23 protein-coding genes are annotated in these 24,413 nt (G+C 72.6%); 15 read left to right on the plus strand and 8 right to left on the minus strand.

Going from position 1 to position 24,413, the window contains the following annotated elements; translation table 11 throughout:
* The first annotated feature begins 24 nt into the window (after positions 1–24).
* Together leuE and ACIGHB_RS06410 are read left to right on the plus strand one after the other, a co-directional pair.
* Positions 25–681, plus strand: a complete 657-nt coding sequence (gene leuE / locus ACIGHB_RS06405; RefSeq protein WP_360316981.1) for a leucine efflux protein LeuE — start codon at positions 25–27, stop codon at positions 679–681.
* 51 nt (positions 682–732) lie between these two features.
* Positions 733–1,554 carry a MerR family transcriptional regulator gene (locus ACIGHB_RS06410; RefSeq protein WP_399909977.1) on the plus strand — a complete coding sequence of 274 codons (822 nt, stop codon included), beginning with the start codon at positions 733–735 and terminating at the stop codon, positions 1,552–1,554.
* Between the two features lie 50 nt (positions 1,555–1,604).
* Here ACIGHB_RS06410 and ACIGHB_RS06415 read toward each other — a convergent pair whose 3' ends face one another.
* Together ACIGHB_RS06415 and ACIGHB_RS06420 are read right to left on the minus strand one after the other, a co-directional pair.
* On the minus strand, positions 1,605–2,927 hold the full coding sequence (locus ACIGHB_RS06415) for a polysialyltransferase family glycosyltransferase (protein ID WP_399909980.1): 1,323 nt from the start codon (positions 2,925–2,927) through the stop codon (positions 1,605–1,607).
* Positions 2,924–3,952, minus strand: coding sequence for a glycosyltransferase family 2 protein (locus ACIGHB_RS06420; RefSeq protein ID WP_399909983.1), 1,029 nt, complete (start codon positions 3,950–3,952; stop codon positions 2,924–2,926). Before ACIGHB_RS06420 ends, ACIGHB_RS06415 begins: the two co-directional genes overlap by 4 nt.
* A 219-nt stretch (positions 3,953–4,171) precedes the next feature.
* Between ACIGHB_RS06420 and ACIGHB_RS06425 the strand changes: the two genes are divergently transcribed.
* The 11 genes from ACIGHB_RS06425 (at position 4,172) to ACIGHB_RS06475 (ending at position 17,457) form a co-directional block, all read left to right on the plus strand.
* Positions 4,172–5,572, plus strand: coding sequence for a DUF6716 putative glycosyltransferase (locus tag ACIGHB_RS06425; RefSeq protein ID WP_399909986.1), 1,401 nt, complete (start codon positions 4,172–4,174; stop codon positions 5,570–5,572).
* Positions 5,572–6,795, plus strand: a complete 1,224-nt coding sequence (locus ACIGHB_RS06430) for a cytidylyltransferase domain-containing protein (RefSeq protein ID WP_399909989.1) — start codon at positions 5,572–5,574, stop codon at positions 6,793–6,795. Before ACIGHB_RS06425 ends, ACIGHB_RS06430 begins: the two co-directional genes overlap by 1 nt.
* Before the next feature lie 13 nt (positions 6,796–6,808).
* Positions 6,809–7,702 (plus strand): N-acetylneuraminate synthase family protein, encoded by an 894-nt coding sequence (locus tag ACIGHB_RS06435; protein ID WP_360316962.1) that lies wholly within the window; start codon positions 6,809–6,811, stop codon positions 7,700–7,702.
* Complete coding sequence (locus tag ACIGHB_RS06440; protein ID WP_399909992.1) at positions 7,699–8,856, plus strand: hypothetical protein; 1,158 nt, start codon at positions 7,699–7,701, stop codon at positions 8,854–8,856. Before ACIGHB_RS06435 ends, ACIGHB_RS06440 begins: the two co-directional genes overlap by 4 nt.
* A gap of 116 nt (positions 8,857–8,972) precedes the next feature.
* Positions 8,973–10,184, plus strand: coding sequence for an amidohydrolase (locus tag ACIGHB_RS06445; RefSeq protein ID WP_360316956.1), 1,212 nt, complete (start codon positions 8,973–8,975; stop codon positions 10,182–10,184).
* A gap of 259 nt (positions 10,185–10,443) precedes the next feature.
* Positions 10,444–11,496, plus strand: coding sequence for a BMP family protein (locus ACIGHB_RS06450; RefSeq protein ID WP_399909996.1), 1,053 nt, complete (start codon positions 10,444–10,446; stop codon positions 11,494–11,496).
* A 216-nt stretch (positions 11,497–11,712) separates the two neighbouring features.
* Complete coding sequence (locus tag ACIGHB_RS06455; protein ID WP_360316950.1) at positions 11,713–13,320, plus strand: ABC transporter ATP-binding protein; 1,608 nt, start codon at positions 11,713–11,715, stop codon at positions 13,318–13,320.
* Positions 13,317–14,435 (plus strand): ABC transporter permease, encoded by a 1,119-nt coding sequence (locus ACIGHB_RS06460; RefSeq protein ID WP_360316947.1) that lies wholly within the window; start codon positions 13,317–13,319, stop codon positions 14,433–14,435. The genes ACIGHB_RS06455 and ACIGHB_RS06460 overlap by 4 nt, the downstream gene beginning before the upstream one ends.
* Positions 14,432–15,694 carry an ABC transporter permease gene (locus tag ACIGHB_RS06465; protein WP_360316945.1) on the plus strand — a complete coding sequence of 421 codons (1,263 nt, stop codon included), beginning with the start codon at positions 14,432–14,434 and terminating at the stop codon, positions 15,692–15,694. The genes ACIGHB_RS06460 and ACIGHB_RS06465 overlap by 4 nt, the downstream gene beginning before the upstream one ends.
* The gene (locus ACIGHB_RS06470) at positions 15,691–16,095 is read left to right on the plus strand and encodes a cytidine deaminase (protein ID WP_360316942.1); all 405 of its coding nucleotides are present in this window, start codon (positions 15,691–15,693) and stop codon (positions 16,093–16,095) included. The genes ACIGHB_RS06465 and ACIGHB_RS06470 overlap by 4 nt, the downstream gene beginning before the upstream one ends.
* A gap of 84 nt (positions 16,096–16,179) precedes the next feature.
* Positions 16,180–17,457, plus strand: coding sequence for a thymidine phosphorylase (locus tag ACIGHB_RS06475; protein ID WP_399910001.1), 1,278 nt, complete (start codon positions 16,180–16,182; stop codon positions 17,455–17,457).
* A gap of 62 nt (positions 17,458–17,519) precedes the next feature.
* On the opposite strand, the gene ACIGHB_RS06480 is transcribed toward ACIGHB_RS06475, so the two are convergent.
* A complete protein-coding gene (locus ACIGHB_RS06480) occupies positions 17,520–18,170 on the minus strand; it encodes an HAD family hydrolase (protein ID WP_399910004.1) in 651 nt (216 codons plus the stop codon).
* A 53-nt stretch (positions 18,171–18,223) separates the two neighbouring features.
* Here ACIGHB_RS06480 and ACIGHB_RS06485 point away from each other — a divergent pair, with 53 nt between their 5' ends.
* Positions 18,224–18,490, plus strand: a complete 267-nt coding sequence (locus ACIGHB_RS06485) for an STAS domain-containing protein (RefSeq protein ID WP_399910006.1) — start codon at positions 18,224–18,226, stop codon at positions 18,488–18,490.
* Between the two features lie 4 nt (positions 18,491–18,494).
* On the opposite strand, the gene ACIGHB_RS06490 is transcribed toward ACIGHB_RS06485, so the two are convergent.
* From ACIGHB_RS06490 to ACIGHB_RS06500, 3 genes are all read right to left on the minus strand, one after another.
* Positions 18,495–19,466, minus strand: coding sequence for a sigma-70 family RNA polymerase sigma factor (locus ACIGHB_RS06490; RefSeq protein ID WP_399910008.1), 972 nt, complete (start codon positions 19,464–19,466; stop codon positions 18,495–18,497).
* Positions 19,467–19,546: 80 nt separating this feature from the next.
* Positions 19,547–20,254: a L,D-transpeptidase gene (locus ACIGHB_RS06495; RefSeq protein ID WP_360316930.1), complete on the minus strand. Its 708-nt coding sequence runs from the start codon at positions 20,252–20,254 to the stop codon at positions 19,547–19,549.
* 101 nt (positions 20,255–20,355) lie between these two features.
* A complete protein-coding gene (locus tag ACIGHB_RS06500; RefSeq protein WP_360316927.1) occupies positions 20,356–21,615 on the minus strand; it encodes an MFS transporter in 1,260 nt (419 codons plus the stop codon).
* Between the two features lie 62 nt (positions 21,616–21,677).
* Here ACIGHB_RS06500 and ACIGHB_RS06505 point away from each other — a divergent pair, with 62 nt between their 5' ends.
* Entirely contained in the window at positions 21,678–22,667 is a 990-nt protein-coding gene (locus tag ACIGHB_RS06505; RefSeq protein ID WP_360316925.1) for a LysR family transcriptional regulator, read from the plus strand.
* On the opposite strand, the gene ACIGHB_RS06510 is transcribed toward ACIGHB_RS06505, so the two are convergent.
* The gene (locus ACIGHB_RS06510) at positions 22,653–23,432 is read right to left on the minus strand and encodes an alpha/beta hydrolase (RefSeq protein WP_360316922.1); all 780 of its coding nucleotides are present in this window, start codon (positions 23,430–23,432) and stop codon (positions 22,653–22,655) included. The two genes, ACIGHB_RS06505 and ACIGHB_RS06510, sit on opposite strands and share 15 nt — an antisense overlap.
* An 88-nt stretch (positions 23,433–23,520) precedes the next feature.
* Positions 23,521–24,309 (minus strand): GNAT family N-acetyltransferase, encoded by a 789-nt coding sequence (locus ACIGHB_RS06515; RefSeq protein ID WP_399910013.1) that lies wholly within the window; start codon positions 24,307–24,309, stop codon positions 23,521–23,523.
* Positions 24,310–24,413 lie beyond the last annotated feature (104 nt).

The following is a 24,413-nucleotide window of genomic DNA, read 5'->3' on the forward strand; positions in this document are numbered from 1 at the left end:
TACCCATGTGCGACACTCCGCAGCATGCTGGGTGTCACCGATCTGCCGACCTATCTCGCCGGGCTCGTCCTCATCATCCTCCTCCCGGGGCCGAACTCGCTCTACGTGCTGTCCGTCGCCGCCCGCAAGGGCACCCGGACCGGGTACAAGGCCGCCGCCGGCGTCTTCACCGGCGACACGATCCTGATGACCCTGGCCGCCCTCGGCGCGGCCTCCCTCCTCCAGACCACCCCGGTCCTCTTCACGATCGTCAAGTACGCGGGCGCCGGCTACCTGGCCTGGATGGCGTACGGAATGCTCCGCGCCGCCCTGGAGATGTGGCGCTCCCGCCGCGAACCCGCCGGCGCGGAGACCACCGCCGCGGAGACCGGCTCCGGCGAGCACCCGTACCGCCGGGCGCTGATCATCAGCCTCTTCAACCCGAAGGCGATCCTCTTCCTGATCTCCTTCTTCGTGCAGTTCGTCGACCCCTCCTACGCCTACCCGGCGCTCTCCTTCCTGGTCCTCGGCGGCCTGCTCCAGCTCGGCAGCTTCCTCTACCTGACGACCCTCATCTTCAGCGGCACCCGCCTCGCCGCCGCCTTCCGCCGCCGCAAGCGCCTCTCCGCCGGCGCCACCTCCGCCGCCGGCGCCCTCTTCCTCGGCTTCGCGGTGAAACTCTCCCTCAGCAGCGCCGCCTGACCGGACCCGGTTGACCCTCACACCGTGTGAGGCCGTTCCGTAGGGGGCGTCATGTTCACCATCGGAGACTTCGCCCGGCATGGGCGGGTGTCGGTTCGGATGCTGCGTCATTACGACGCCATCGGGCTGCTGCGCCCGGCCCGTGTCGACCCGCACAGCGGGTACCGCCACTACACGGCGGACCAGCTCGCGCGGCTCAATCGTGTCATCGCGCTCAAGGACCTCGGCTTCACCCTGGAACAGGTGGGGGCCATCCTCGGGGACGAGATCGGCGCGGAGGAGCTGCGCGGGATGCTGAGACTGCGCCAGGCCGAGCTGGAAGCGGCCCTGGAGGCGGCGCGGGCGCGGCTCGCCCAGGTCGGCGCGAGGCTCCGGGCCATCGAGAGCGAGGGACGCATGTCCACGCAGGACGTCGTCGTCAAGAAGATCCCCGCCGTGCGGATCGCCGAGCTGAGCGCGGTCGCCGCCGGCTTCGAGCCGGAAGCGATCTCGCCCGTCATCGGGCCGCTGTACGAGGAGCTGTGCGGCCGCCTGGAGGCGGCCGGGGTCACCGGTTTCGGGCCGGGGATCGCGTACTACGAGGACGCGGGGAAGGGGGACGGTTCGATCGTCGTGCACGCCGGGATGACCGTGCCGGAGGGTACGGAGGCCGACGGGGTGCGGGTGCACGTGCTGCCGGGCATCGAGGAGGCGGCCACCGTCGTCCACCGCGGTCCGATGGACGACATCCTGCCGACCGCGCAGGCCCTCGCCTCCTGGATCGACGTCAACGGGCACGCCTCCGCCGGCTACGCCCGCGAGCTGTACCTGGAGTGCCCGGAGGACCGGGCCGGCTGGGTGACCGAGCTCCAGGAGCCGATCACCCGCGCGTGAGAGCGGGGGCCCGGGACCTCCGCACGGGTCCCGGGCCCGGTCCGGCGGCGCTACTTCTTCAGGGCCTTGCGCAGGCGCAGCGCCCGGCGGGCCAGGCGGCGGACCCGGGGGTGGCGGGGGACCGGCAGGCCGCCCGGGAGGTCCAGGACGGTGAGCCGGCGCCGGGTGAAGTGGTGCCGGGTGCGCTCCGCGTACGGCCCGGACAGGTGGCGTACCGCCGCCTCCCGGAGGTCGGGCCTTATGTTCGGCTGCATCGCGAAGCCGACCGCGGCGACCAGGTCGTCGAGGCGGGCGGCGTCCGTCACCGGCTCCTCGTCCTCGGGGTCGGGCGTCAGCGGCGGCACGACCGCGTCGACCACCGTCAGCGGGATCCGGTTGCTGTTCTGGAACGGCGTGAGCCGCTGGAGCAGCTCCCGGGTGCCGACCCGGGCGACCGGCAGGCCGTAGAAGGTGGCGGCGGTCATCAGCGCCGTCGAGAAGCAGCCGACGACGAGCGCGGGCCGCAGCTCCCGGTAGAGCACCTCGGCGAGGACGGGGCGGGTCTCCACGGAGAGGTCGGCGCCGAGCCGGGCCGCCTCCTCGGCGAGCGCGGCCGTCCAGGAGTCGGGGGCGGTGGGGTGCGGCTTGAAGACGAGGCGGCGGTGGCCGCGGGCGACGGCGCCGCGCACCATGCTCAGGTGCAGTTCCTCCTCCTCCGCGGCCGTCATGAGGTGGAGCGCGGCCAGGTACTGGCCGAGGAGGAGGGCCGGGGCCTCGCCGGCGGGGGCGGGCGCGTCGCTGCCGGCGAGCTCCGCGACGGCCTTGGTGAACGCCTCCACGGGGACGGTCTCCGGCACCGCGCCGAACTCGCCGAGCAGCAGCGGCCGCAGCCCCGGCACCAGGTCGAGGTGGAGGAGGCGGGTGGCCCGGCCGCCGATCAGCGGGTCGATCTTGTTGCGGGTCGGGCCGTAGCTCATCAGGCCGTCCGCGTAGACGGTGATCGCCGCCTCCGGGAGGAGGGTGGCGATCGCGAGGGCGGGGGTGACCTGGATGGACTCCAGGACCAGCTCGGTCCGGCCGTCGAGCTTCCACAGCTTGTGGAGGTGGCGCTGGAGCATCGGCACGTCCTGGCCGCGCGGGGTCCAGCCGCCGGGGTGGAGCGGGGAGATGGTCTCGTTCCAGGACACCACCTCGTCGAAGCGGTCGCGGATCCGGTCGAAGCCCTCGGCCTCGTCGAAGGAGGGGGCGGTCTCCGGGACGGGCGCGTTGTGGGTGACGAGGAGGATCCGCCGGGCGGCGGTGCCGAAGCAGCCGCTGTCTATGGCGGCGGCCAGCGTGACCGCCCCGTAGAGGGTGGAGGCGGCGAAGATCTGGGTCGTACGGGCCGTGCTCACGCGGCCACCTCCGAGGGGGTCGTGCCGGCGGGGCCCCGGCCGCCCGGCGGGGCCGGCGGCGGCGGTGCGGGGCGCCGGCGGCGCAGCTTGCGCAGGACGGCGGCCCGGTCGCCGCCCATCGCGGTGAGCGCCTGTTCGAGGACGTCCTGCGGCATCCGGCGGAGCGCGCCCGCGCTCATCGCCTTGAGCTGCCGGGCCACGTCCGGCTCGAACTTCTGTATCGAGCCGATGTGGTGGGCGATGACCGCGCAATAGGTGCGGACGGCTTTCGGGAGAAAGCGGTCCGCTTCCCTGTCCCGGGCGGTCTCCTCGATCACCTGGTCGAATGCGCGGATGAAATCCAATTGCCGGACGTCGCCGATCTGGGTGAGCGAGGTCGCCACTCCGCGCCGGTAGAAGACGCCGAGTTCGCCGATGGCGGCGAAGGATTCCGCCTCGCGGTGGAGCCGCCAGATCCACGGCCGGTCCTCGGCGGTGCGCAGGCCGTGCGGGAAGTGCAGCAGGCCCCGGTCGAGGAGCCGGCGGTGGTAGACGCCGGCCCAGGCGAAGGGATAGTCGACGGAGGTGGTGCGGTGGGCGGGGAGGATCGCCTCGCGCGGGTCGAGGACCTGCTCGCGGCGCGGGACGGGCGCCCGGCGGACCGAGCGGGCGCGTCCGGTGACCGAGGTGTGGTCGGTGCGCAGGAAGTCGCAGCCGAGCTCCTCCGCGGCTCCGACCAGGCGCCCGTAGTAGCCGGGGGAGAGCCAGTCGTCCCCGTCGAGGAAGGTGATGAACTCGCCGCGGGCCGCGTCGAGGCCGGTGTTGCGGGCGGTCGCCAGGCCCTCGTTCCGCTCGTGCCGGATCAGGACGGCGCCGGGCAGTTCGCGTGCGGCGCGTTCCAGGATGTCCGGGGTGTCGTCGGACGAGCAGTCGTCGACGAGGAGGAACTCGAAGTCGTCGCGGGCGTTGGCGCGCAGACTGGCGAGGGTGTCGGGGGCGTATGTCTGCACGTTGAAGAACGGCACGACGACGGAGAGCTTGACCACGCGGCCGACGCTAGGCGCCCGCCCGGCCGCTCCGCCGACCGGCCGGGGGATTTTCGGTGAACACGAAGCGGCGGGCTGATTAACCGCCTTTACCCAAGGGGATTTCGGGCCGTCCAACGGCTGAATCCCGGGCCGCTTCAGTTCGCGGTGAGGTGCTGTTCACCGTTTGTTGCGGCTCAGTTGGGCCGTAGACCGGAATGCCCTTCTAGCGTCCTCGACGTGCCAGCAAGTTCCAGTGAAGCGGTACGGATCGCCGTACTCGCGGATTCCGACACCCGGTGGAAATGGGGAGCGCTCACCGCGCGCCGCATCACCGCCGCGCCCGCCGAGCCGACCGGTTCCGCGGCGGGGCCGACGACCGGCTCCGCGGCCGGATCGACCGGTTCCGCGGCCGAGCCGACGTCCGGCTCCGCGTCCGGATCGACCGGTTCCGCGGCCGAGCCGACCGGGTTCGTGCTCCGCGGCCGGGCCACCCCCACCGCCCGCCAGCTCGCCGAGACGGGGGCCTCGACGGCCGCCCCGCGCGAGGTGACCGGCGCGGAGTTCCTGCGCGAGGTGCGGGACGCGGAGGCGCGCGGCGAGCGGTACGACGTGATCGTCCTGGCGCTGGTCGGCGGCACCGTCCGGGCCGTCCTCCAGGGCCTCGCCGACCTCGGCCTCGCCCGCCGGCCGGTCGTCGTCACCGGCTACGTCGGCGTGGTCTACGAGAAGCTGGCCGACGGACTGCTGCTCCGCCACGGCGCCGACGTCGTCCTCGCCAACTCCCGTCACGACGCGGACCGGTTCCGCGCCGTGTACGAAGGGGTCGGCGCGGGCGCCGAGTCGGTCGTCGAGGCCGCGCTGCCCTTCCTCGGCGGCGCCCCGCACCGCCCCGAAGAGGGCCGCGACACCCTGGTGTTCGCCGCCCAGCCCTCCGTACCGGTCACCCGGGCCGAGCGGGCGTACGTCCTGGAGCGTCTGGTCCGGCACGCCCGGCTGCACCCGGAGCGCGAGGTCCTCCTCAAGCTCCGCTCCAAGCCCGGCGAGCACACCACGCACCTGGAGGAGCACCCGTACCAGCGGCTGGTCCGCGACCTGGACCCGCCCGCCAACTTCCGCCTGGTGTACGGGCACATGGGCGAGGTCCTGGACCGCACCGACCTGCTGGTCACCGTCTCCTCCACGGCCGCCTTGGAGGCCCTGCACCGCCGGATCCCCACCGCGATCCTCACCGACTGCGGGGTCCGCGAGGTCAACGGCAACCACCACTTCATCGGCTCCGGCCTGCTCACCTCCTTCGACCGGCTCGACCGGGGCGAGGCGCCCGAGCCCGACGAGGAGTGGCTGGCCCGGCAGGGCGTCGCCGCCGAGGGCTCGTACGACTCCGCCTTCGACGCCGCCCGCGAGCGGGTCGCGAAGCTCCTCGCGCTGCCCGAACTGCCCCCGATCAGCCCCTACTACACCGCAGAGACGGCCCCCGGCTATCTGCCGGGGATCCTCGCCCGCCACCGCCTGGACGTCACCGCGCCGCCGGCCCGCGACAGCGGACTGCGCCGGATCGTCCGCGAGGCGGCGCGCGGCGCCTACCGCCACGGCGTCCAGCGCGTGGCCCCCGTCGTCCGACGCCTCGGAGAACTGTGATGACCGTGAAGAAGCCGAGCCTCACCGTGCTCGCCGTCATCCCCGCGCGGGGCGGCTCCAAGGGCGTCCCCGCCAAGAACCTCGCCCCGGTCGCCGGGATCCCGCTGGTCGGCCGGGCCGTCATGGCCTGCCTCGGCGCCGCCGGCGTCACCGACGTCGCCGTCTCCACCGACGACCCGGCGATCGCCGCCGCCGCCCGCTCCTTCGGAGCCGAGGCGGTCCAGCGCCCGCCGGCGATCGCCGGCGACACCGCCACCAGCGAGTCCGCCGTGCTGCACGCCCTCGACGCCTTCGAGGCCACCCACGGCCGCACCGCCGACGTGGTCCTCCTCGTCCAGTGCACCAGCCCCTTCCTCACCTCCGCCGAGGTCGCCGAGGCCGTCGCCCGGATCACCTCCGGCGCCGCCGACACCGCCTTCACCGCGGCCCCCTCGCACGGCTTCCTCTGGCGCGAGCCCTCGGACGGGGCCGACAGCCCGACCGGCGCCACCGGCGTCAACCACGACAAGGCGCACCGCCCGCGCCGCCAGGACCGCGAGCCCGAGTACCTGGAGACCGGCGCCGTCTACGCGATGGACGCGGCCGGCTTCCGTACCCACGGGCACCGCTTCTTCGGCCGCACCGCGATCGTCGTCACCGACCCGGCCCGCGTCCTGGAGATCGACGACCCGCACGACCTGGCCCGCGCCAAGGCCCTCGCGCCGCTCCTCGACGCACCGGTCACCCCGGCCTTCGCCGACGTCGACGCGGTCGTCCTCGACTTCGACGGCACCCAGACCGACGACCGGGTCCACCTCGACGCGGAGGGCCGCGAGTTCGTCTCCGCCCACCGCGGCGACGGGCTCGGCATCGCGGCCCTCCGCCGCGCCGGACTGCCCGTCCTCATCCTCTCCACCGAACAGAACCCCGTCGTCGCCGCCCGCGCCCGGAAGCTGAAGATCCCCGTCCTGCACGGGATCGACCGGAAGGACCTGGCCCTGAAGGAGTGGTGCGAGGCCGAGTCCATCGACCCCGCGCGCGTCCTCTACGCCGGCAACGACGTCAACGACCTGCCCTGCTTCCACCTCGTCGGCTGGCCCGTCGCGGTGGGCAGCGCCCACGACTCCGTCCGGGCCGCGGCCCGCGCGGTCACCGTCACCCCGGGCGGCTTCGGAGCGATCCGCGAGATCGCCGCCTGGCTCCTCGGACCCGAGCTGAACACCCCCACCCCTCTGCCGAACTGAAGGAAGCACCACCATGAGCACCCGTCTGCGCACCCTCGGCCCGAAGACCGCCGGTCCCGGTCAGCCCGTCTACATCTGCGGCGAGATCGGCATCAACCACAACGGCGACCTCGAGAACGCCTTCAAGCTGATCGACGTGGCCGCCGAGGCCGGCTGCGACGCCGTCAAGTTCCAGAAGCGCACCCCGGAGATCTGCACCCCGCGCGACCAGTGGGACATCGAGCGCGACACCCCCTGGGGCCGGATGACGTACATCGACTACCGCCACCGCGTCGAGTTCGGCGAGGACGACTACCGCCAGATCGACGAGCACTGCAAGAAGCGCGGCATCGACTGGTTCGCCTCCCCGTGGGACACCGAGGCCGTCGCCTTCCTGGAGAAGTTCGACGTCCCCGCCCACAAGGTGGCCTCCGCCTCCCTCACCGACGACGAGCTGCTGCGCGAGCTGCGCGCCACCGGCCGCACCGTCATCCTCTCCACCGGCATGTCGACGCCGAAGCAGATCCGCCACGCGGTCGAGGTCCTGGGCAGCGACAACATCCTGCTCTGCCACGCCACCTCCACCTACCCGGCCAAGGCCGAGGAGCTGAACCTGCGCGTCATCCAGACGCTCCAGGAGGAGTACCCGAACGTCCCCGTGGGCTACTCCGGCCACGAGACCGGCCTCCAGACCACGCTGGCCGCCGTCGCCCTCGGCGCCACCTTCGTCGAGCGCCACATCACCCTCGACCGCGCCATGTGGGGCTCGGACCAGGCCGCCTCCGTCGAGCCCCAGGGCCTGGAGCGCCTCGTCCGCGACATCCGCACCATCGAGACCGCGCTCGGCGACGGCGTCAAGAAGGTGTACGAGTCGGAGCTCGGCCCGATGAAGAAGCTCCGCCGCGTCCTGGAGCCCGTCTCCGCATGACCGGCCGCCTGGCGTTCGTGGAGAGTCCCGTCCAGCTCCTGAACGTCCTGGAGTGGGCGCACGCGCGCGGCCGGGGGACCACCCCGGCCGCGGCGGCGCCCGCGACCGCCCCGGCGGACCCGGGAGCCGACGGGGCTCCCGCGCCGGTCACGGCGGAGCCGGAGGGCTCCGCCGCCGACGACCTCAGGATCGTCGTCCTCTCACCGACCGATCCCATGTCGCGGGGCCAGCTGCGCCGGATGGCCCAGCTCGCCCGCGACGAGGGCTTCGCCGTGCACTGGCAGGAGGCGCGGGCCGGGCGCGGCGCGCTCGTGCGCACCCTGCGGGAGCTCGGCGGGCCGCTGCGCGCCGCCGGGCGCGTGATCGTCGGCGACCCCTTCTCCCGCTACGTCCAGCTGCTGCTGACGCTCTTCGGGCCCCGGCACGTCACGGTCGTCGACGACGGCACCGCGACGATGGAGTACGCCGCCCAGCTCGCGGGCGGGGAGCGGCTGGTCCGCTGGCACCGCAAGGGCGACCTCGGGCCGCGCGAGCTGGCCCTCGCCCCGGTGACCTCGCTGGCCCGCCGCCGGCTGGCCCCCGGGCCCGGCCGGTCCGTGGAGATCTTCACCTCGCTGCCGGTGCAGGCGCCGCCGGGCACCGAGGTCACCGAGAACGCCTACGCGTGGACCCGGGAGCGCTTCGGGCCGCCCGCGCTCACCGGCGGCGCGGACCTGGTGGGCACCTCGCTCGTGGAGACCGGCGTGGTCGACGCGGAGCACTACCTCCGAGTGGTCGGGCAGCTGGCCCGCACCCACGGCGCCACGCGCTATTTCGCGCACCGCCGCGAGACGCCGGAGAAGCTGCACCGGGTCGCGGTCGAGACCGGCCTCCAGGTGGTCCGCCCCGATCTGCCGCTGGAGCTGATCGCCCGGCGCGGTCCGATCGGCGCCACCATCGTCAGCTTCCCGTCCACGGTGGTGCACACCCTGCCGCTCGCCCTGGCGGGCACCGGGGTGAAGGTCGCGGTCTGCGAGATCGCGCCGGAGTGGCTGAGGGCCACCGCCTCGCCGCGGGCCCAGGGCTTCCTCGCGGGCGTCGCGGGGACGGCGGCGGGGGTGGACCGGCTCACCCCGCGCACCGGTTCCGCGGTCGACCGGCTCGAATTCGGGTGACCATACCCATACGGAGTGTGTCCCATGCACGGCAAACCGAGATTCTTTCCCCTAAGGGGCTGAACTTTTGGTGATCAACGGGCAGTTGATCACCGGATGGGCCTACCCTTCAGAGGGTGAACCAGTTGAAGACCCGTGAGCCCGGATCCTTCACCCTGCCCGGAACGCTGTCCTCCGCCCTGCGCGACGAACTGATCGCCTTCCGCAGGGACTTGCACATGCACCCCGAGCTCGGCAACCAGGAGTTCCGTACGACCGCCGCGCTCAAGGCCCGCCTGGAGGCGGCCGGCCTCGCGCCGCGCGTCCTCCCCGGCGGCACGGGCCTCATCTGTGACATCGGCACCTGGGACGGCGGGCGCCCCATGCTCGCCGTCCGCGCGGACCTCGACGCGCTGCCCATCCCGGACACCAAGACCGTCGCGTACCGCTCCACCGTGCCCCACCGCGCGCACGCCTGCGGCCACGACGTGCACACCACCACCGTCCTCGGCGCCGGCCTGGTCCTCGCCGAGCTCGCGCGCGCGGGCCGGCTGCCCCGCCCGGTGCGGCTGCTCTTCCAGCCCGCCGAGGAGGTGCTCCCCGGCGGCGCCGCCGACGCGGTCGCGGCCGGTGTGCTCGACGGCGTCGGCCGGATCATCGCCGTCCACTGCGACCCGAAGGTGGACGCCGGGAAGATCGGGATCCGTACCGGCCCCATCACCTCGGCCTGCGACCGCCTGGAGATCACCCTCGACGGCCCCGGCGGCCACACCGCCCGCCCGCACCTCACCACCGACCTGGTGACCGCCGCCGCCCGGATCGCCACCGACGTCCCGGCCGTGCTCGCCCGCCGGGTCGACGCCCGCGCCGGCCTCTCGGTCACCTGGGGCCGGATCGAGGCCGGTCACGCGCCCAACGTCATCCCGCAGCACGCCGAGCTCTCCGGCACCGTCCGCTGCCTCGACCTGCCCGCCTGGCGCGACGCCCCCGACCTGGTGCACGCCGCCGTGGACGAGGTCGCGGCCCTGCACCGGGCCAAGTCCACGGTGAACTACGTCCGCGGGGTCCCCCCGGTCGTCAACGACCCGGTGATCGTGGAGCTGCTCCGGGACGCCATGACCGCACGGTGCGGCCTCGACTCCGTCGAGGACACCGAGCAGAGCCTCGGCGGCGAGGACTTCTCCTGGTACCTGGAGCACGTGCCCGGCGCGATGGCCCGGCTCGGCGTCCGGACCCCCGGCGACGGGCGCGTCCGCGATCTGCACGCGGGCGACTTCGACGTCGACGAGCGGTGCATCCGGACCGCCGTGGAGCTCTTCACCGCCGCCGCGCTGATCGACGCCGACTGACCCGTACGGCCCAGGGGCACCGCCCTCCCGCCACCGGCGGGGAGCGGTGCCCCCGCCGTTTCCCGGCGCCCCATCTCGGCTGATGACACGGGGTTGCGCCTTGATCGCGAAGCGTGTACGGGTACTCTGACCGGTGGGTTCGCGTCGATACGGTAACGACTCATGAACGGGTCTTTAACTGACATCTACGCGCGTTACGATCGCCGCAAAGCCAGCGCCGGAAGAGGCGCTTTCGGTCAGTCTTGAAGGGACCCTCCTCTTGCGCCGGATCACCAGGATCACCACCGTGGGCATCGCCTCCGCGGCGCTCGCGCTTTCCGCCACCGCCTGCGGCAAGTCCTCCTCCGAGGGCGGCTCCGGCTCCGACTCGAAGGCCGCCAAGGCCGCCATCGCGTACGACATCGGCGGCCGCGGCGACCAGTCCTTCAACGACGCCGCCTACGCGGGTCTGAAGAAGGCCGAGGACGAGCTCGACATCAAGGGCTCCGAGGCCGAGCCGTCGTCCGGTGAGGGCGACGCCGACAAGGTGCAGCGCCTCACCTCGCTGGCCCGCGCCGGCAACAACCCGGTCATCGGCGTCGGCTTCGCCTACGCCCCCGCCATCAAGAAGGTCGCCGCGCAGTTCCCGGACACGACCTTCGGCATCATCGACGACACCTCGGTGACCGGCAAGAACATCGCCAACATGGTCTTCAACGAGGAGCAGGGCTCCTACCTGGCCGGCGTCGCCGCCGCCAAGGCGTCGAAGTCCGGCACGGTCGGCTTCATCGGCGGTGTCGAGGTCCCGCTGATCAAGAAGTTCGAGGCCGGTTACGTCCAGGGCGTCAAGGACACCAACCCCAAGGCGAAGGTGCTCACCCAGTACCTGACCCAGCCGCCGAACTTTGACGGCTTCGCCAAGCCCGACCTGGGCAAGGCCGCCGCGGAGGGCCAGCTCGACAAGAACGCCGACGTGATCTACGCCGCCGCCGGTCTCGCCGGCTCCGGCTCGATCGAGGCCGCGTCCAAGGCCGGCAAGTGGGCCATCGGCGTCGACTCCGACCAGTACAACCAGGCCGGTCTCGCCGAGTACAAGGACGCGATCCTGACCTCGGTCACCAAGGACGTCTCGGACTCCGTCTTCAACCTGATCAAGTCGGTCAAGGACGGCAAGCCGCAGACCGGTGAGGTCCGCTACGGCCTCGCCACCGACGGTGTCGCCCTGGCCGACTCCAACCCGAAGTACAAGGAGATGACCGACCTCATCGCCGCGGTGGACAAGGCGAAGAAGGACATCATCGACGGCAAGATCACGGTCAAGACCGCCCCGTAAGGCGCGCAGGTCACGACCAGTTGCCCGCGGGCCCGGCCCCGGTGGGACTCCCACCGGTACCGGGCCCCGGGCCCATTCCCGTACGGGTTTTCACTTTCCGGCAGCGCTACGCGTGTAGATGTCGCACCGGCACGATAACTTCGCCCCGCCCTGCCCTCCGCTCCCACTCCTTTCGGCCAAGGAGAGTGCGTCATCAACGCGTCCAGCCCCCCCGCCGTGGAACTCCACGGCATCACCAAGCGCTTCCCCGGCGTCGTCGCCAACAAGGACATCGCGATCACCGTCCGCAAGGGCACCGTGCATGCCCTCATCGGTGAGAACGGTGCCGGCAAGTCGACCCTCATGAAGATCCTCTACGGCATGCAGAAGCCGGACGAGGGCACCATCGCGATCGACGGGGAGCAGGTCACCTTCGCCAGCCCCGGCGACGCCATCGCGCGCGGCATCGGCATGGTGCACCAGCACTTCATGCTCGCCGACAACCTCACCGTCCTGGAGAACGTCGTCCTCGGCGGCGAGAAGCTGTACGGCATCGGCGCGAAGGCCCGCAAGAAGATCCAGGAGATCTCCGACGCGTACGGCCTCGGCGTCCGCCCCGACGCCCTCGTCGAGGACCTCGGCGTCGCCGACCGGCAGCGCGTCGAGATCCTCAAGGTGCTCTACCGCGGTGCCAAGATCCTCATCCTCGACGAGCCGACCGCCGTCCTCGTCCCGCAGGAGGTCGACGCGCTCTTCGACAACCTGCGCGAGCTCAAGGCCGAGGGCCTCACCGTCATCTTCATCTCGCACAAGCTGGGCGAGGTCCTGAAGGTCGCCGACGACATCACCGTCATCCGGCGCGGCACCACCGTCGGCACCGCCGACCCCAAGACCGCCACCACCAAGCAGCTCGCCGAGCTGATGGTCGGCAGCGAGCTGCCCTCCCCGGAGACCCGCGAGTCGACCGTCACCGACGTCGCCATGCTCCGGGTCGAGAACCTCACCCTCCTGGAGGGCGGCGGCACCGGCGCCCCGCTGACCACCGCCGCCCCCGCGGACCCGTCGAGCACGACGGTCGTCCAGGAGGTCGCGGCCGGCCGCAAGCTGCTCGACGACATCTCGCTCACCATCCACAAGGGCGAGATCCTCGGCATCGCGGGCGTCGAGGGCAACGGCCAGACCGAGCTCATCGAGGCCCTGATGGGCATGGCCACCCCCGACGGGGGCGTCATCACGCTCGACGGCGAGGACATCTCCAAGGTCTCCGTGCGCAAGCGCCGCGAGGGCGGCATCGGCTACATCCCCGAGGACCGGCACCGCCACGGCCTGCTCCTGGAGGCCCCGCTCTGGGAGAACCGCATCCTCGGCCACGTCACCGAGGCGCCCAACTCCAGGCGCGGCATCCTCGACCCGAAGGCCGCCCGCAAGGACACCGAGCGGATCGTCCGCGAGTACGACGTCCGCACCCCGGGCATCGACGTGACCGCGGCCTCCCTCTCCGGCGGCAACCAGCAGAAGCTGATCGTCGGCCGCGAGATGAGCCACCACCCGAAGTTCCTGATCGCCGCCCACCCCACCCGCGGTGTGGACGTCGGCGCGCAGGCCCAGATCTGGGACGCGATCCGGGACGCCCGCCGCGAGGGCCTGGCGGTCCTGCTGATCTCCGCCGACCTCGACGAGCTGATCGGCCTCTCCGACACCCTCCGGGTCATGTACCGCGGCAAGCTCGTCGCGGACGCGGACCCCGCCACCATCACGCCCGAGGAGCTGGGCTCCGCCATGACCGGCGCGGCCACCGGCCACCTCGAAGGCACCGAGCAGTCCGAAGACGGTGACGCCCGATGAAGAAGATCGACAAGGACAAGCTGATCATCGGGGCCGCCGGCCCGGTGCTCGCGCTGGTCTCCTCGTTCGTCCTCACCATGCTGGTGCTGCTCGCGACGGGTCTCGACCCGATCGAGCCGATCCAGCTGATGATCGAGAACGCCGGGTACTCGGACATCCAGGTCCTGATCGTCAACCAGACGGGGATCTACTACCTGGCAGCCCTGGCCGTCGCCATCGGCTTCCGGATGAACCTCTTCAACATCGGCGTCGACGGCCAGTACCGCCTCGCCGCGATGCTCTCGGCCGTGGTCGGCGCCTCGGTCGAGCTGCCCGGTCCGCTGCACATCCTGCTGATCGTGGTCGTCGCGGCCCTCACCGGTGCCTTCTGGGCCGGCATCGCCGGCATCCTCAAGACCACCCGGGGCGTCTCCGAGGTCGTCTCCACGATCATGCTGAACGCCATCGCGACCTCCCTGATCGCCTGGCTGATCCTGCCGGCCAACCTCGGCGTCCAGCCCGAGGGCTCCAACGACCTCACCACCGGTGAGATCGCCGAGTCCGGCTGGTTCCCCGGCATCGACATGGGCCAGGGCAACGGCGAGATCTACGGCTTCACCTTCGTCGCGCTCGCCCTCGGCGTCGTCTACTGGTTCGTCCTCAACCGCACCCGCTTCGGCTTCGACCTGCGCGCCACCGGCGAGAGCGAGTCGGCGGCGCAGGCCAGCGGTGTCGACGCCAAGAAGATGATCCTCACCTCGATGCTCATCTCCGGTGGTCTCGCCGGCCTCTCGGGCATGCCCACGCTGCTCGGCGACACCCACACGTACAGCCTCTCGTTCCCGGTCGGCGTCGGCTTCACCGCCATCACGATCGCGCTGCTCGGCCGGAACAACCCGGTCGGCATCCTCTTCGCCGCCCTGCTCTTCGCGTTCCTCGACAAGGCGTCCTCGTCGCTCGACGTCGAGGGCTACCCGAAGGAGATCACGCAGATCATGCAGGGCATCATCGTGATCGCCGTGGTCGTCTCCTACGAACTCGTCCGCCGTTACGGCACCCGCCGTCAGCAGCAGAAGGTCGGCGAGGAGCTGGCCGCCGGCGGCGCCATCAAGACCGACAAGGAGGTCTCGGCATGAGCACCGGTACCGTCGCCAAGCCGAGTGCCGCTCCCCAGAAGGCAGGGCGCCGCAAGCTCACCTGGCCCTGGATCCTGCTGATCGTCGCGGCCGGCCTCGTCCTCTTCTCCCTCGTCCGCGTCGTCTCCGGCGCCGAGGACCTGACCTCCGTCGGCCAGGTGTCCGGCGCCCTCCGCCTCGCCGTCCCGATCGGCCTCGCCGGCCTCGGCGGTCTGTGGGCCGAGCGCGCGGGCGTGGTCAACATCGGCCTCGAAGGCATGATGATCCTCGGCACCTGGTTCGGTGCCTGGGCCGGCTACCAGTGGGGCCCCTGGGTGGGCGTCCTCTTCGGCCTCCTCGGCGGAGCCATCGGCGGTCTGCTGCACGCGATCATCACGGTCACGTTCAACGTGAACCACATCGTCTCCGGTGTGGCGATCAACATCCTCGCGGCCGGCTTCACGATGTACCTGTCGAACTTCACCTTCGGCGAGGCCGAGGGCGGTTCCTCCAAGCAGTCCCCGCGCATCGACCAGATCACCCAGATCACCATCCCAGGGTTGTCCGACTGGCTCCAGGACCTCCAGCAGAAGCACTGGTTCCTGATCTCCGACCTCGCCGGCATCCTCGGCGGCCTGGTCACCGACCTGTCGCTGCTGACCGTCGTCGCGATCCTGCTCATCCCGGCCACCTGGTGGGTGCTGTGGCGCACCGCCTTCGGCCTGCGCCTGCGCTCCTGCGGTGAGAACCCGGTCGCCGCCGAGTCCCTGGGCGTCAACGTCTACAAGTACAAGTACATCGCGGTCACCATGTCCGGCGCGCTCGCCGGCCTCGGCGGCGCCTTCCTCGCGATCGTCGCCACCGGCATCTACCAGGAGGGCCAGACCGGCGGCCGCGGCTACATCGGTCTCGCCGCGATGATCTTCGGCAACTGGATGCCCGGCGGCATGGCGCTCGGCGCCGGCCTCTTCGGCTTCACCGACAGCCTCAAGATCCGCGGCGGCGCCGAGAACGTCCACGCGCTGCTGCTGCTCGTCGCGATCCTCCTGGTGCTCGCCGCCGCCTGGCAGCTGTACAAGAAGAAGTACGTGCCCGCCGTGATCTCGGCCGTCTTCGCGGTCGGCTTCTTCCTCTGGTACGTGCTGACCGACGAGGTCCCGAGCCAGTTCGTCGACGCGGCCCCGTACATCACCACCCTGCTCGTGCTGGCCCTGTCCGCACAGCGGCTGAGGATGCCGAAGGCGGACGGCCTGCCCTACCGGAAGGGCCAGGGCAAGTGACGACGCCCGTCACCGAGCCGGACTGGGAAGCCCTGCGGAAGGAGGCCAGGGCCGCGATGGCCCGCGCCTACGCCCCGTACTCGGGCTTCCCGGTCGGCGCGGCGGCCCTCGTCGACGACGGCCGGACGGTCTCCGGCTGCAACGTCGAGAACGCCTCCTTCGGGCTCGGGCTCTGCGCCGAGTGCGGCCTGGTCTCGCAGCTCCAGGCCACCGGTGGCGGCCGGCTCACCCACTTCGTGTGCGTGGACGGCCGGGGCGAGCCGCTGGTGCCCTGCGGCCGGTGCCGGCAGCTCCTGCACGAGTTCGGCGGGCCCGAACTCGTCCTGGAGACGCCCGCCGGGTTCCTCACCCTGGCCCAGATGCTGCCGCAGGCGTTCGGCCCCGACCACCTGGCGAAGTAGCACACCGGAGCGGCCCTTCCGGCACGATGGAAGGGCCGCTCCTCCCGTTCCCCCCTCTATGCGCGTAGAAAGAGGCACCACGACATGGACGTCATCTCCGTCATCCGCACCAAGCGGGACAAGGGCGAGCTGAGCCCCGAGCAGATCGACTGGGTCATCGACGCCTACACCCGCGGCGCGGTCGCCGACGAGCAGATGTCCGCCCTGGCGATGGCGATCCTGCTCAACGGCATGAACCGCGACGAGATCGCCCGCTGGACGGCGGCCATGATCGCCTCCGGCGAGTGCATGAACTTCGACGCGCTCTCCCGCCCCACCGCCGACAAGCACTCCACCGGCGGCGTCGGCGACAAGATCACCCTCCCGCTCGCCCCGCTCGTCGCCGCCTGCGGCGCGGCCGTCCCGCAGCTCTCCGGCCGGGGCCTCGGCCACACCGGCGGCACCCTCGACAAGCTGGAGTCCATCCCCGGCTGGCGCGCCCTGCTCTCCAACGAGGAGATGCTGCACGTCCTCGACACCACCGGCGCGGTCATCTGCGCGGCCGGCGACGGCCTGGCCCCCGCGGACAAGAAGCTGTACGCGCTCCGCGACGTGACCGGCACCGTCGAGGCGATCCCGCTGATCGCCTCCTCGATCATGTCGAAGAAGATCGCCGAGGGCACCGGCTCCCTCGTCCTCGACGTCAAGGTCGGCACCGGCGCCTTCATGAAGACCATCGAGGACGCCCGCGAGCTGGCCTCCACCATGGTCGCCCTCGGCACCGACAGCGGCGTGAAGACGGTCGCGCTCCTCACCGACATGTCGACCCCGCTCGGCCTCACCGCCGGCAACGCGCTGGAGGTCCGCGAGTCCGTCGAGGTCCTCGCGGGCGGCGGACCGAAGGACGTCGTCGACCTGACGATCGCCCTCGCCGCCGAGATGCTCGCCGCGGCCGGCATCAAGGACGCCGACCCGGCGAAGGCGCTCAAGGACGGCTCCGCGATGGACGTCTGGCGCCGGATGATCGCGGCCCAGGGCGGCGACCCGGACGCGACCCTCCCGGTCGCCCGCGAGCAGCACGTCGTCACCGCCCCCGCCTCCGGCGTCCTGACCCGCCTCGACGCCTACGACATCGGCATCGCCGCCTGGCGCCTCGGCGCCGGCCGCGCCCGCAAGGAGGACCCGGTGCAGGCGGGCGCGGGCGTCGAGCTCCACGCCAAGCCCGGCGACACGGTCACGGCGGGCCAGCCCCTCCTGACCCTCCACACGGACACCCCGGAGAAGTTCGACTACGCCCTGAAGTCCCTGGACGCCGCCTGGGACATCGCCCCCGAGGGCACGGACTTCGAGCCGACCCCGATCGTCCTGGACCGCATCGCGTAACGGCCGACCGCAACGCGAACGGGCCCGGCGCACCCGCGCCGGGCCCGTACGCGTTCCCGTCCTCAGCCGCCCAGCAGCCCCGTCAGCTCCCGCATCTCCGTGAAGACGACCGTGCCGGGGCCCTCCAGGCGGTGCGCCGGAGTGAGGCCGCCCGTGTAGCCGTACGCCCTCATGCCCGCCGCCCGCGCCGCGCGGACGCCGTACGGGCTGTCCTCCACCACCGCGCACCGCTCCGGCGGCACCCCCATCGCGGCGGCGGCGTGCAGGAAGAGGTCCGGGGCCGGCTTGCCGCGGGCCACGTCACGCGCGCTGAAGACGCGCCCCTCGAAGCGTTCGAGCAGGCCCGTGCGCGTCAGGTTGCGGCCGATCTCGCCGTGGCTGCCGTTGGAGGCGAGGCAGTACGGGACCGCCAGCGCGTCCAGCACCTCCGTGATGCCCTCGACCGCCGTCAGCTCGGCGTCCAGCACCGTCTCGTACCGGATCCGGTACGGCTCCTGCCAGCCCGGCTCCAGCGGGCGGCCCCGGCGCTCCTCCACGAGGGCCGTCCAGATCTCCCGCGGCGAGCCCACGAAGTGCTCCACCAGCTCCGCCTCGGTGAACTCGGCGCCCAGCTCGGCGAAGACCTCCCGGTCCACCCGGCAGTAGAGCCGCTCGCTGTCCACCAGAACGCCATCGCAGTCGAAGATCACCAGTTCGACGGGGTGAGAAGTCATGATCACGAGCCTCTCACGCGATGAGTTCCGGCGCCCCGCCCGGTCACCATGGCGTGGACACCAGTCAGCCGCTCGTCATGACCCTGCCCGCCTCGCCCACCCGCGAGGAGGTCGCCCGGCTCTGCGCGGGGCTCGCCGCCGCGCCGCCGGGGGAGGTCCGGTGCCTGGTCGACGCGGAGGCGTACGGCCTCGCGGCGGTCGACGCCCTGGCCCGCCTCGCCCTCACGGCCCGCCGCCACGGCCACCGGCTGACCTTCGACGGAGCAGGGCCCGAGCTCACCGCCCTGCTCCGTCTCACCGGACTCGACGAGTTCCTCTGAAGGACTACGCCTCAAGCCGCTCCGGCAGCTCGAAGAGCGGGAACCAGCGCGGGGTGTCCAGGAAGAAGTCCATCCCGGCCACCTTGCCGTCCCGCACCTCCAGGACGATCAGGGCCCACGGGCTGTAACCGCCCTCGGGGTCCGGGTGGTAGTGGGCGAAGGCCGGCGCGCCGTTGGCGACCGTCGGCACCAGCTTCGAGCCGCGGCAGACGTCGCCGACGCCCAGCATCCAGCCCACGATGTCGTCGTGGCCCTGGAGCCACAGGTCGAACGGCGGCATGGACATGGTCGCGTCCTCGTGGAGGAGCGCGGTCAGCGCCTGCATGTCGTAGCCCTCGAAGGCGGCCACGTACCGGTCGAGCAGCGCCCGCTGCTCCTCGTCGAGCGGGTCCGCCGCGTCGGACTCGGCCGGGGCCTGCTCGGCGATGGTCGCCCGGGCCCGCTGGAGCGCGCTGTTCACCGAGGCGACCGAGGTGCCGAGCAGCTCCGCGACCTCGCTCGCCTTCCAGGCCAGCACCTCGCGCAGGATCAGCACGGCCCGCTGCTTGGGCGCCAGGTGCTGGAGCGCGGCGACGAAGGCGAGCCGGACGGTCTCCCGGTGCAGCGCCGCCTCCGCGGGGTCGCCCGCGGTCGGCATCACCCGCCCGTCCGGGATCGGCTCCAGCCAGGTGATCTCCGGCTGCTTGACGAGCTGCGCCTGCGCGACGGGCGTCGGCCCGGTCAGGTCCATGGGCCGCGCCCGCTTGTTGCCCGCGTTGAGCGCGTCGAGGCAGACGTTGGTGGCGATCCGGTAGAGCCAGGACCGCAGGGACGAGCGCCCCTCGAAGGAGTCGAGGGCCTTCCAGGCCCGCACCATCGTGTCCTGGACCGCGTCCTCCGCCTCGAAGGAGGAACCGAGCATCCGGTAGCAGTAACCGGTCAGCTCTCGCCGGTACTTGTCGAGTTCATCGGTCGTCACCACGGCGGTCTCGCCCATCGCGTCCCCACTCAGCCCTCACCGGCGCCGGAGTTCGGCACCGGTGAGAGCGAAGCTACCGCAGCGCACCGACAACCGGGTCAGGTTCCCGGCTTGCGGCCGTAGACGTAGACGTCGTCGCCGTTGCGCAGCAGGTTCCAGTACGCCTTGGCGTCGGCCGAGCGCATGTTGACGCAGCCGCCGGAGCCGGGCGGGTTCCACATCGACTTGGTGGTCGAGTGGAACGCCTGGCCGCCGTCGAAGAACTGCGAGTACGGCATCGAGACGTTGTACAGCGTCGACCAGTGGTTGATGTTCCGCCAGTAGATCTTCTTCAGGCCGGTACGGGTCTCGGTGCCGTTCTTGCCGGTGCGCACCGGCACCGGGCCGTACTTGAGGCGCGAGCCGTCCTGGATCCAGCTGAGCTGGCGCGTGAGGTCCACGCAGGCGATCCGGCCCTTGTTGGTCGGACACTTGCGGTCCTTGTTCGGGTTGGTCCCGGCCGCCTTCTGCTGGAGCATCGTGTTCATCGTGCGCCAGGTCAGCGGGCCCGCGTAGCCGGCGGACGGCGTGATGCCGTGCTTGCGCTGGAACGCCTGGATGGCCTTGCAGTCGGCGAGCGACTGGCGCCCGTCGGCGGTGCGGCCGAGGAACTTCTCGACCTGCTTCTGGTGCGGGCCCGTCGTCACGTTGCACGACGCGGCCTGGGCCGGCGAGGCGCCCAGCACGAGAGCGGCCGGTACGAGCAGCGAGGTGAGGCCGGCGGCTATGCCGGCTCTCTTCCCCGCCCGGTTCGCGAATCGGTTCATGATCGTCAACTCCCCCTAGAGTCCTGACATTCGAGACGTGCGGGGGAGGGGCCCGGTTGCACCGGGCCCCGAGTCGTGACCGTACGGTCACACAGGCGTGCTCAGGCCGTCACCGGGCGGATCCGCCGCGCCTCGACGCGCGCGCTGTGCGACCCGTACAGGGTGATCGAGACGACGCCGAGCACCGCCACCAGACCGATCCCGACGGTCCCGGCCCAGCCGCCCGCGTGGAAGGCGATCGCGCCGAGCGTGCCGCCCGCGCTGGAGCCCAGGTAGTACGCCGACTGGTAGAGCGCCGACGCCTGCGCCCGGCCCGTCTTCGCGGTCCGGCTCACCGAGGACGAGGCCACCGCGTGGCCGGCGAAGAAGCCGGCGGTGATGAGGACCAGGCCCGCGAGGACGGCGGCCAGGGAGTCGGAGAGCGAGAGCAGCAGGCCCGCCGTGGTGGTGGAGACCGCCAGGTAGAGCGCCCCGCGCCGGCCCAGCCGGCCGACGAGCCCGCCGGCCGTCGCGGAGGAGACCGTACCGACCAGGTAGACGAGGAAGATCGAGCCGATCACGCCCTGCGGCAGCGAGAACGGAGCCTCCGCGAGCCGGTAGCCGATCACCGTGTAGACGGCGCCGAAGACCGTCATGAACAGCGCGCCGATCCCGTACAGGCGCAGCAGCAGCGGGTCCGCCAGGTGCCCCTTCACGGTGGCCGCGAGCGTCCGCGGGTCGAGCGTGGCGGGGGAGAAGTGCCGGGCCTTCGGGAGCAGCGCCCGGAAGACGAGCGCGCACGCCAGGGCGGTCAGACCGACGGCGGCCAGACCCGCACGCCAGCCCCACATCTGGGCGACCCAGCCGGTCACGAGGCGGCCGCTCATGCCGCCGATCGAGTTGCCCGCGACGAAGAGGCCGATGGCGCCGATCAGCGCCCGGGGCCGTACCTCCTCGGCCAGGTACGCCATCGCCGAGGCCGGCAGTCCGGCCAGGGCCGCGCCCTGCACCGCCCGCAGCGCGATCAGCACCTCCAGGCTGGGCGCGAAGGGCACCAGGAGGGAGACGCCGACCGCCACCGTCAGGGAGGCCGTCATCATCGCGCGCCGGCCGAAGCGCTCCGACAGCGCGCTGAGCGGGAGCACGCACAGGGCGAGCGCGCCGGTCGCGGCGGAGACGGTCCAGGAGGCGGCCGAGGCGGTCGCGCCGAACTCGGCGGAGATCGCGGGGAGGAGGGCCTGGGTGGAGTAGAGGAGGGCGAAGGCGGCCAGACCGGCGGCGAAGAGCGCGAGGCTCATCCGGCGGTGGCCGGGGGCGCCCGGGGCGAGGCGGGTGTCGGCGGACGCGGGTGACGCGTCCGCCTTGGTACTGGCGGAAGGCATGTCTCGAACGTAGGACGCTCCGCTTCATGCGTCCAATGCACGGAACTGCTGTAATCGTTCCCATGGCGCATGAGTACAGGTCACAGCCGCGGCTGTCACCGAACAGTAACGAAGAAGACATGGGGCAGCTGCTCGCGCCGAGGCTCGCGTACTTCGCGGCGGTGGCCCGGCACGAGCACGTGACCAGGGCGGCGGCCGAGATGGGCGTGCCGCAGTCGACGCTGTCGCGGGCGATGGTCCGGCTCGAAGCGGACCTCGGGGTCGCGCTGTTCGCCCGGCGCGGCCGGACCGTCGCGCTCACCCCGGCGGGCCGGCGCTTCCTGGCCGCCGCCGAGCGGGCGCTGGCCGAGGTCGAGCGGGCCGCCGACACCGTGCGGGCCGACGCCGACCCGACGGCCGGGCGGATCGCCTTCGGCTTCCTGCACACCATGGGCTCGGAGACCGTGCCCGCGCTGATCCGGGCCTTCCGGGTGGACCACCCGAAGGTCCGGTTCACCCTGGTCCAGAACTACGGCGAGGCGATGATCGAACGGCTCCGCGCCGGCGAGCTCGACCTCTGCCTGACCTCGCCCGTGCCGGACGCGCCCGATCTGGTCGGCCGCCGCCTCGACGAGCAGCGGCTGCGGCTCGTCGTCCCCGACGACCACCGGCTGGCGGGCCGCCGCCGCATCCGGCTCGCCGAGGCGGCCGAGGAGACCTTCGTGACCCTGGAACCGGGGTACGGGCTCCGCCGCATCACCGACGACCTGTGCGCGGAGGCCGGCTTCACGCCCCGGATCGCCTTCGAGGGCGAGGAGGCCGAGACCCTGCGCGGTCTGGTCGCGGCCGGCCTCGGGGTGGCGCTGCTGCCGCCGCCGGCCGTGGCCCGCCCCGGTGTCGTCGAACTGACCGTCACCGCTCCGCGCGCGGTCCGCGAGATCGGCGTGGCCTGGCTGGACGGCCACCCGGACACGCCCCCGGTGGCCGCCTTCAAGAGGTTCCTGCTGAGCCGCCGCGGCCATCTCCTCCCGAAGGGGTCGCAGCCGCCCCGGGAGGACTCAGCGCCGGCGTGAGCCGGCGCCGAACCCGGCCGCCAGGGGCATCCGGAGGCCGATCGGCGGCGGGGCCGCCATCGCGTCCGTCAGCGGGCGGGTGACGGGGCGGGCGAACAGCGCGCCGAGGACGAAGTCGGCGGCGAGGGCGCGCACCTCGTCGGCGTACTGGCGCAGCCCGTGCCCGTCCGTGTGGACCTCGAAGCGGCAGGTCTCCCGGTTCGCCTTCTTGGCGCGGGCCGCGTAGCGGAAGGACAGCTCGGGGTCGATCCGGGCGTCGTTGGTGCCGTGCACGATGAGCACCCGCCGCCCCACCAGCTGCCGGACGGGCTCGGGTTCGGCGGCCATGTCCTCCTCGGGCAGCCACGGCGCGAGCGCGAGCACCGCGCCGACCGCCGGGTGCCCGGCGGCCCGCAGCGCGGCCCGGGCGCCCATCCCGTGGCCGACCAGACAGACCGGTACGTCGCCGTACCTCCGCACCGCCTCGGCGACCGCCCAGGAGGCGTCCGCCGCGAGGTCCGCGTCGGTGCCGTTCCAGCCCCGGCCCCGGTACCGGACGACCTGGGCGACCAGGCCCTCCGACCGTCCCGCGCGGGCGAGTTCGCGCCCCAGCGGCAGTGCGGCCGCGTGCGCCCTGGCCGAGGCCCGGCGCCCCGACACCGGCTCGCCGTCCGGCAGGAGCAGCGCCACGCCGCCCACCGCCGCCGCGGACCGTGAAACGCCGACGGGCCGACCGAGCCGGGGTCTCCGGCCGTCGGCAGTCCCCACGAGTGCGTACTGCGCCATGACAGAACAGTCTCAGAAGCGGAGGTGTACGGCAGTCGTACGCGCGGTCTCTGTTACGTATCGTCGTTCCGCCGAACTCCCGTCCGGTCTACGCGCGTTCGAAACAGTGGACGGTGTCCACGGCGACGAAGCCCCGCCGTTCGTACCAGCGGCGCGGCCAGTCGTCCGCGAAGGCCGTCAGGAAGCGGGTCGGGCAGCCCGCCTCCGCGGCGAGCCGCAGCGCGGTGTCCAGGACCGCCCCGCCATGCCCCCGCCCGAGGTGGGGCACGGAGGTGACCAGGTCCTCGACCTGCGCCGTGCCGGTGGCCGGGTCCAGGTACAGGTCGCCCCACGAGACGACCTCGCCCCACTCGTCGTGCGAGGCGAGGAAGCGTACGTCGGGGGCGCCCCTGCGGCGGGCCGCCCGCCGCTCGACCAGCGTCCGCACCACCTCCTCGCCGGCCCCGGGGAGGAAGTGCCGCCAGCTCTCGGCGACCGGGCCGCGCAGCGCGGGCAGCTCCACCTCGCGGGCGCCGGCCCGCTCCGGGACGGGTCCGGTGTGGACCATGACGAGCACCTCGGCGTGGGTGTAGCCGGCCCGCTTCAGCGGCTCCGCGCAGGCCCGCCCGGCCTCCTCGCCGATCACCTGCACGGCGCGGTGGGGCAGGTGGCCGAGCAGCTCCTCGGCCCGGCCGGGCAGCAGCTCCGGGTCCGTCGGGCCGTCGACGAGCAGGTGGTTGTCGCCGTACGAGAGGGCGTGGGCGTCGTCGAGGGCGGCGAAGCCGCCGGGGAAGTCCGCCGTCCGGGCGGCCTTCCGTCGCGCGAAGGCGGTCAGGAAGGCCCGGGCGCGCGCCGGGTCGTCGGGGCCTGGTATGCCGGTCCGTGCGGCGGTGTCCATGCGCCCACCGTAGACGGTCCGCCCCTCCGGCACGTCGGGCACGTCGGGAGCCTCGGCGGCCTCGGGACCCCGAGGGGTCCCCGGCTCCGTGACGGAGGCGGCGG

Origin of the sequence: Streptomyces sp. NPDC085460, from assembly GCF_044541975.1 — a bacterium.
In the GTDB taxonomy this organism is placed as follows: domain Bacteria; phylum Actinomycetota; class Actinomycetes; order Streptomycetales; family Streptomycetaceae; genus Streptomyces.

What these genes read in the sequence shown, in the direction of transcription:
- ACIGHB_RS06475 (WP_399910001.1), top strand. Translation starts at nt 16,180, where the DNA reads ATGGACGTCATCTCCGTCATCCGCACCAAGCGGGACAAGGGCGAGCTG.
- leuE (WP_360316981.1), top strand. Translation starts at nt 25, where the DNA reads ATGCTGGGTGTCACCGATCTGCCGACCTATCTCGCCGGGCTCGTCCTC.
- ACIGHB_RS06460 (WP_360316947.1), top strand. Translation starts at nt 13,317, where the DNA reads ATGAAGAAGATCGACAAGGACAAGCTGATCATCGGGGCCGCCGGCCCG.
- ACIGHB_RS06440 (WP_399909992.1), top strand. Translation starts at nt 7,699, where the DNA reads ATGACCGGCCGCCTGGCGTTCGTGGAGAGTCCCGTCCAGCTCCTGAAC.
- ACIGHB_RS06430 (WP_399909989.1), top strand. Translation starts at nt 5,572, where the DNA reads ATGACCGTGAAGAAGCCGAGCCTCACCGTGCTCGCCGTCATCCCCGCG.
- ACIGHB_RS06435 (WP_360316962.1), top strand. Translation starts at nt 6,809, where the DNA reads ATGAGCACCCGTCTGCGCACCCTCGGCCCGAAGACCGCCGGTCCCGGT.
- ACIGHB_RS06490 (WP_399910008.1), bottom strand. Translation starts at nt 19,466, where the DNA reads ATGGGCGAGACCGCCGTGGTGACGACCGATGAACTCGACAAGTACCGG.
- ACIGHB_RS06515 (WP_399910013.1), bottom strand. Translation starts at nt 24,309, where the DNA reads ATGGACACCGCCGCACGGACCGGCATACCAGGCCCCGACGACCCGGCG.
- ACIGHB_RS06465 (WP_360316945.1), top strand. Translation starts at nt 14,432, where the DNA reads ATGAGCACCGGTACCGTCGCCAAGCCGAGTGCCGCTCCCCAGAAGGCA.
- ACIGHB_RS06510 (WP_360316922.1), bottom strand. Translation starts at nt 23,432, where the DNA reads ATGGCGCAGTACGCACTCGTGGGGACTGCCGACGGCCGGAGACCCCGG.
- ACIGHB_RS06495 (WP_360316930.1), bottom strand. Translation starts at nt 20,254, where the DNA reads ATGAACCGATTCGCGAACCGGGCGGGGAAGAGAGCCGGCATAGCCGCC.
- ACIGHB_RS06505 (WP_360316925.1), top strand. Translation starts at nt 21,678, where the DNA reads ATGGCGCATGAGTACAGGTCACAGCCGCGGCTGTCACCGAACAGTAAC.
- ACIGHB_RS06500 (WP_360316927.1), bottom strand. Translation starts at nt 21,615, where the DNA reads ATGCCTTCCGCCAGTACCAAGGCGGACGCGTCACCCGCGTCCGCCGAC.
- ACIGHB_RS06410 (WP_399909977.1), top strand. Translation starts at nt 733, where the DNA reads ATGTTCACCATCGGAGACTTCGCCCGGCATGGGCGGGTGTCGGTTCGG.
- ACIGHB_RS06480 (WP_399910004.1), bottom strand. Translation starts at nt 18,170, where the DNA reads ATGACTTCTCACCCCGTCGAACTGGTGATCTTCGACTGCGATGGCGTT.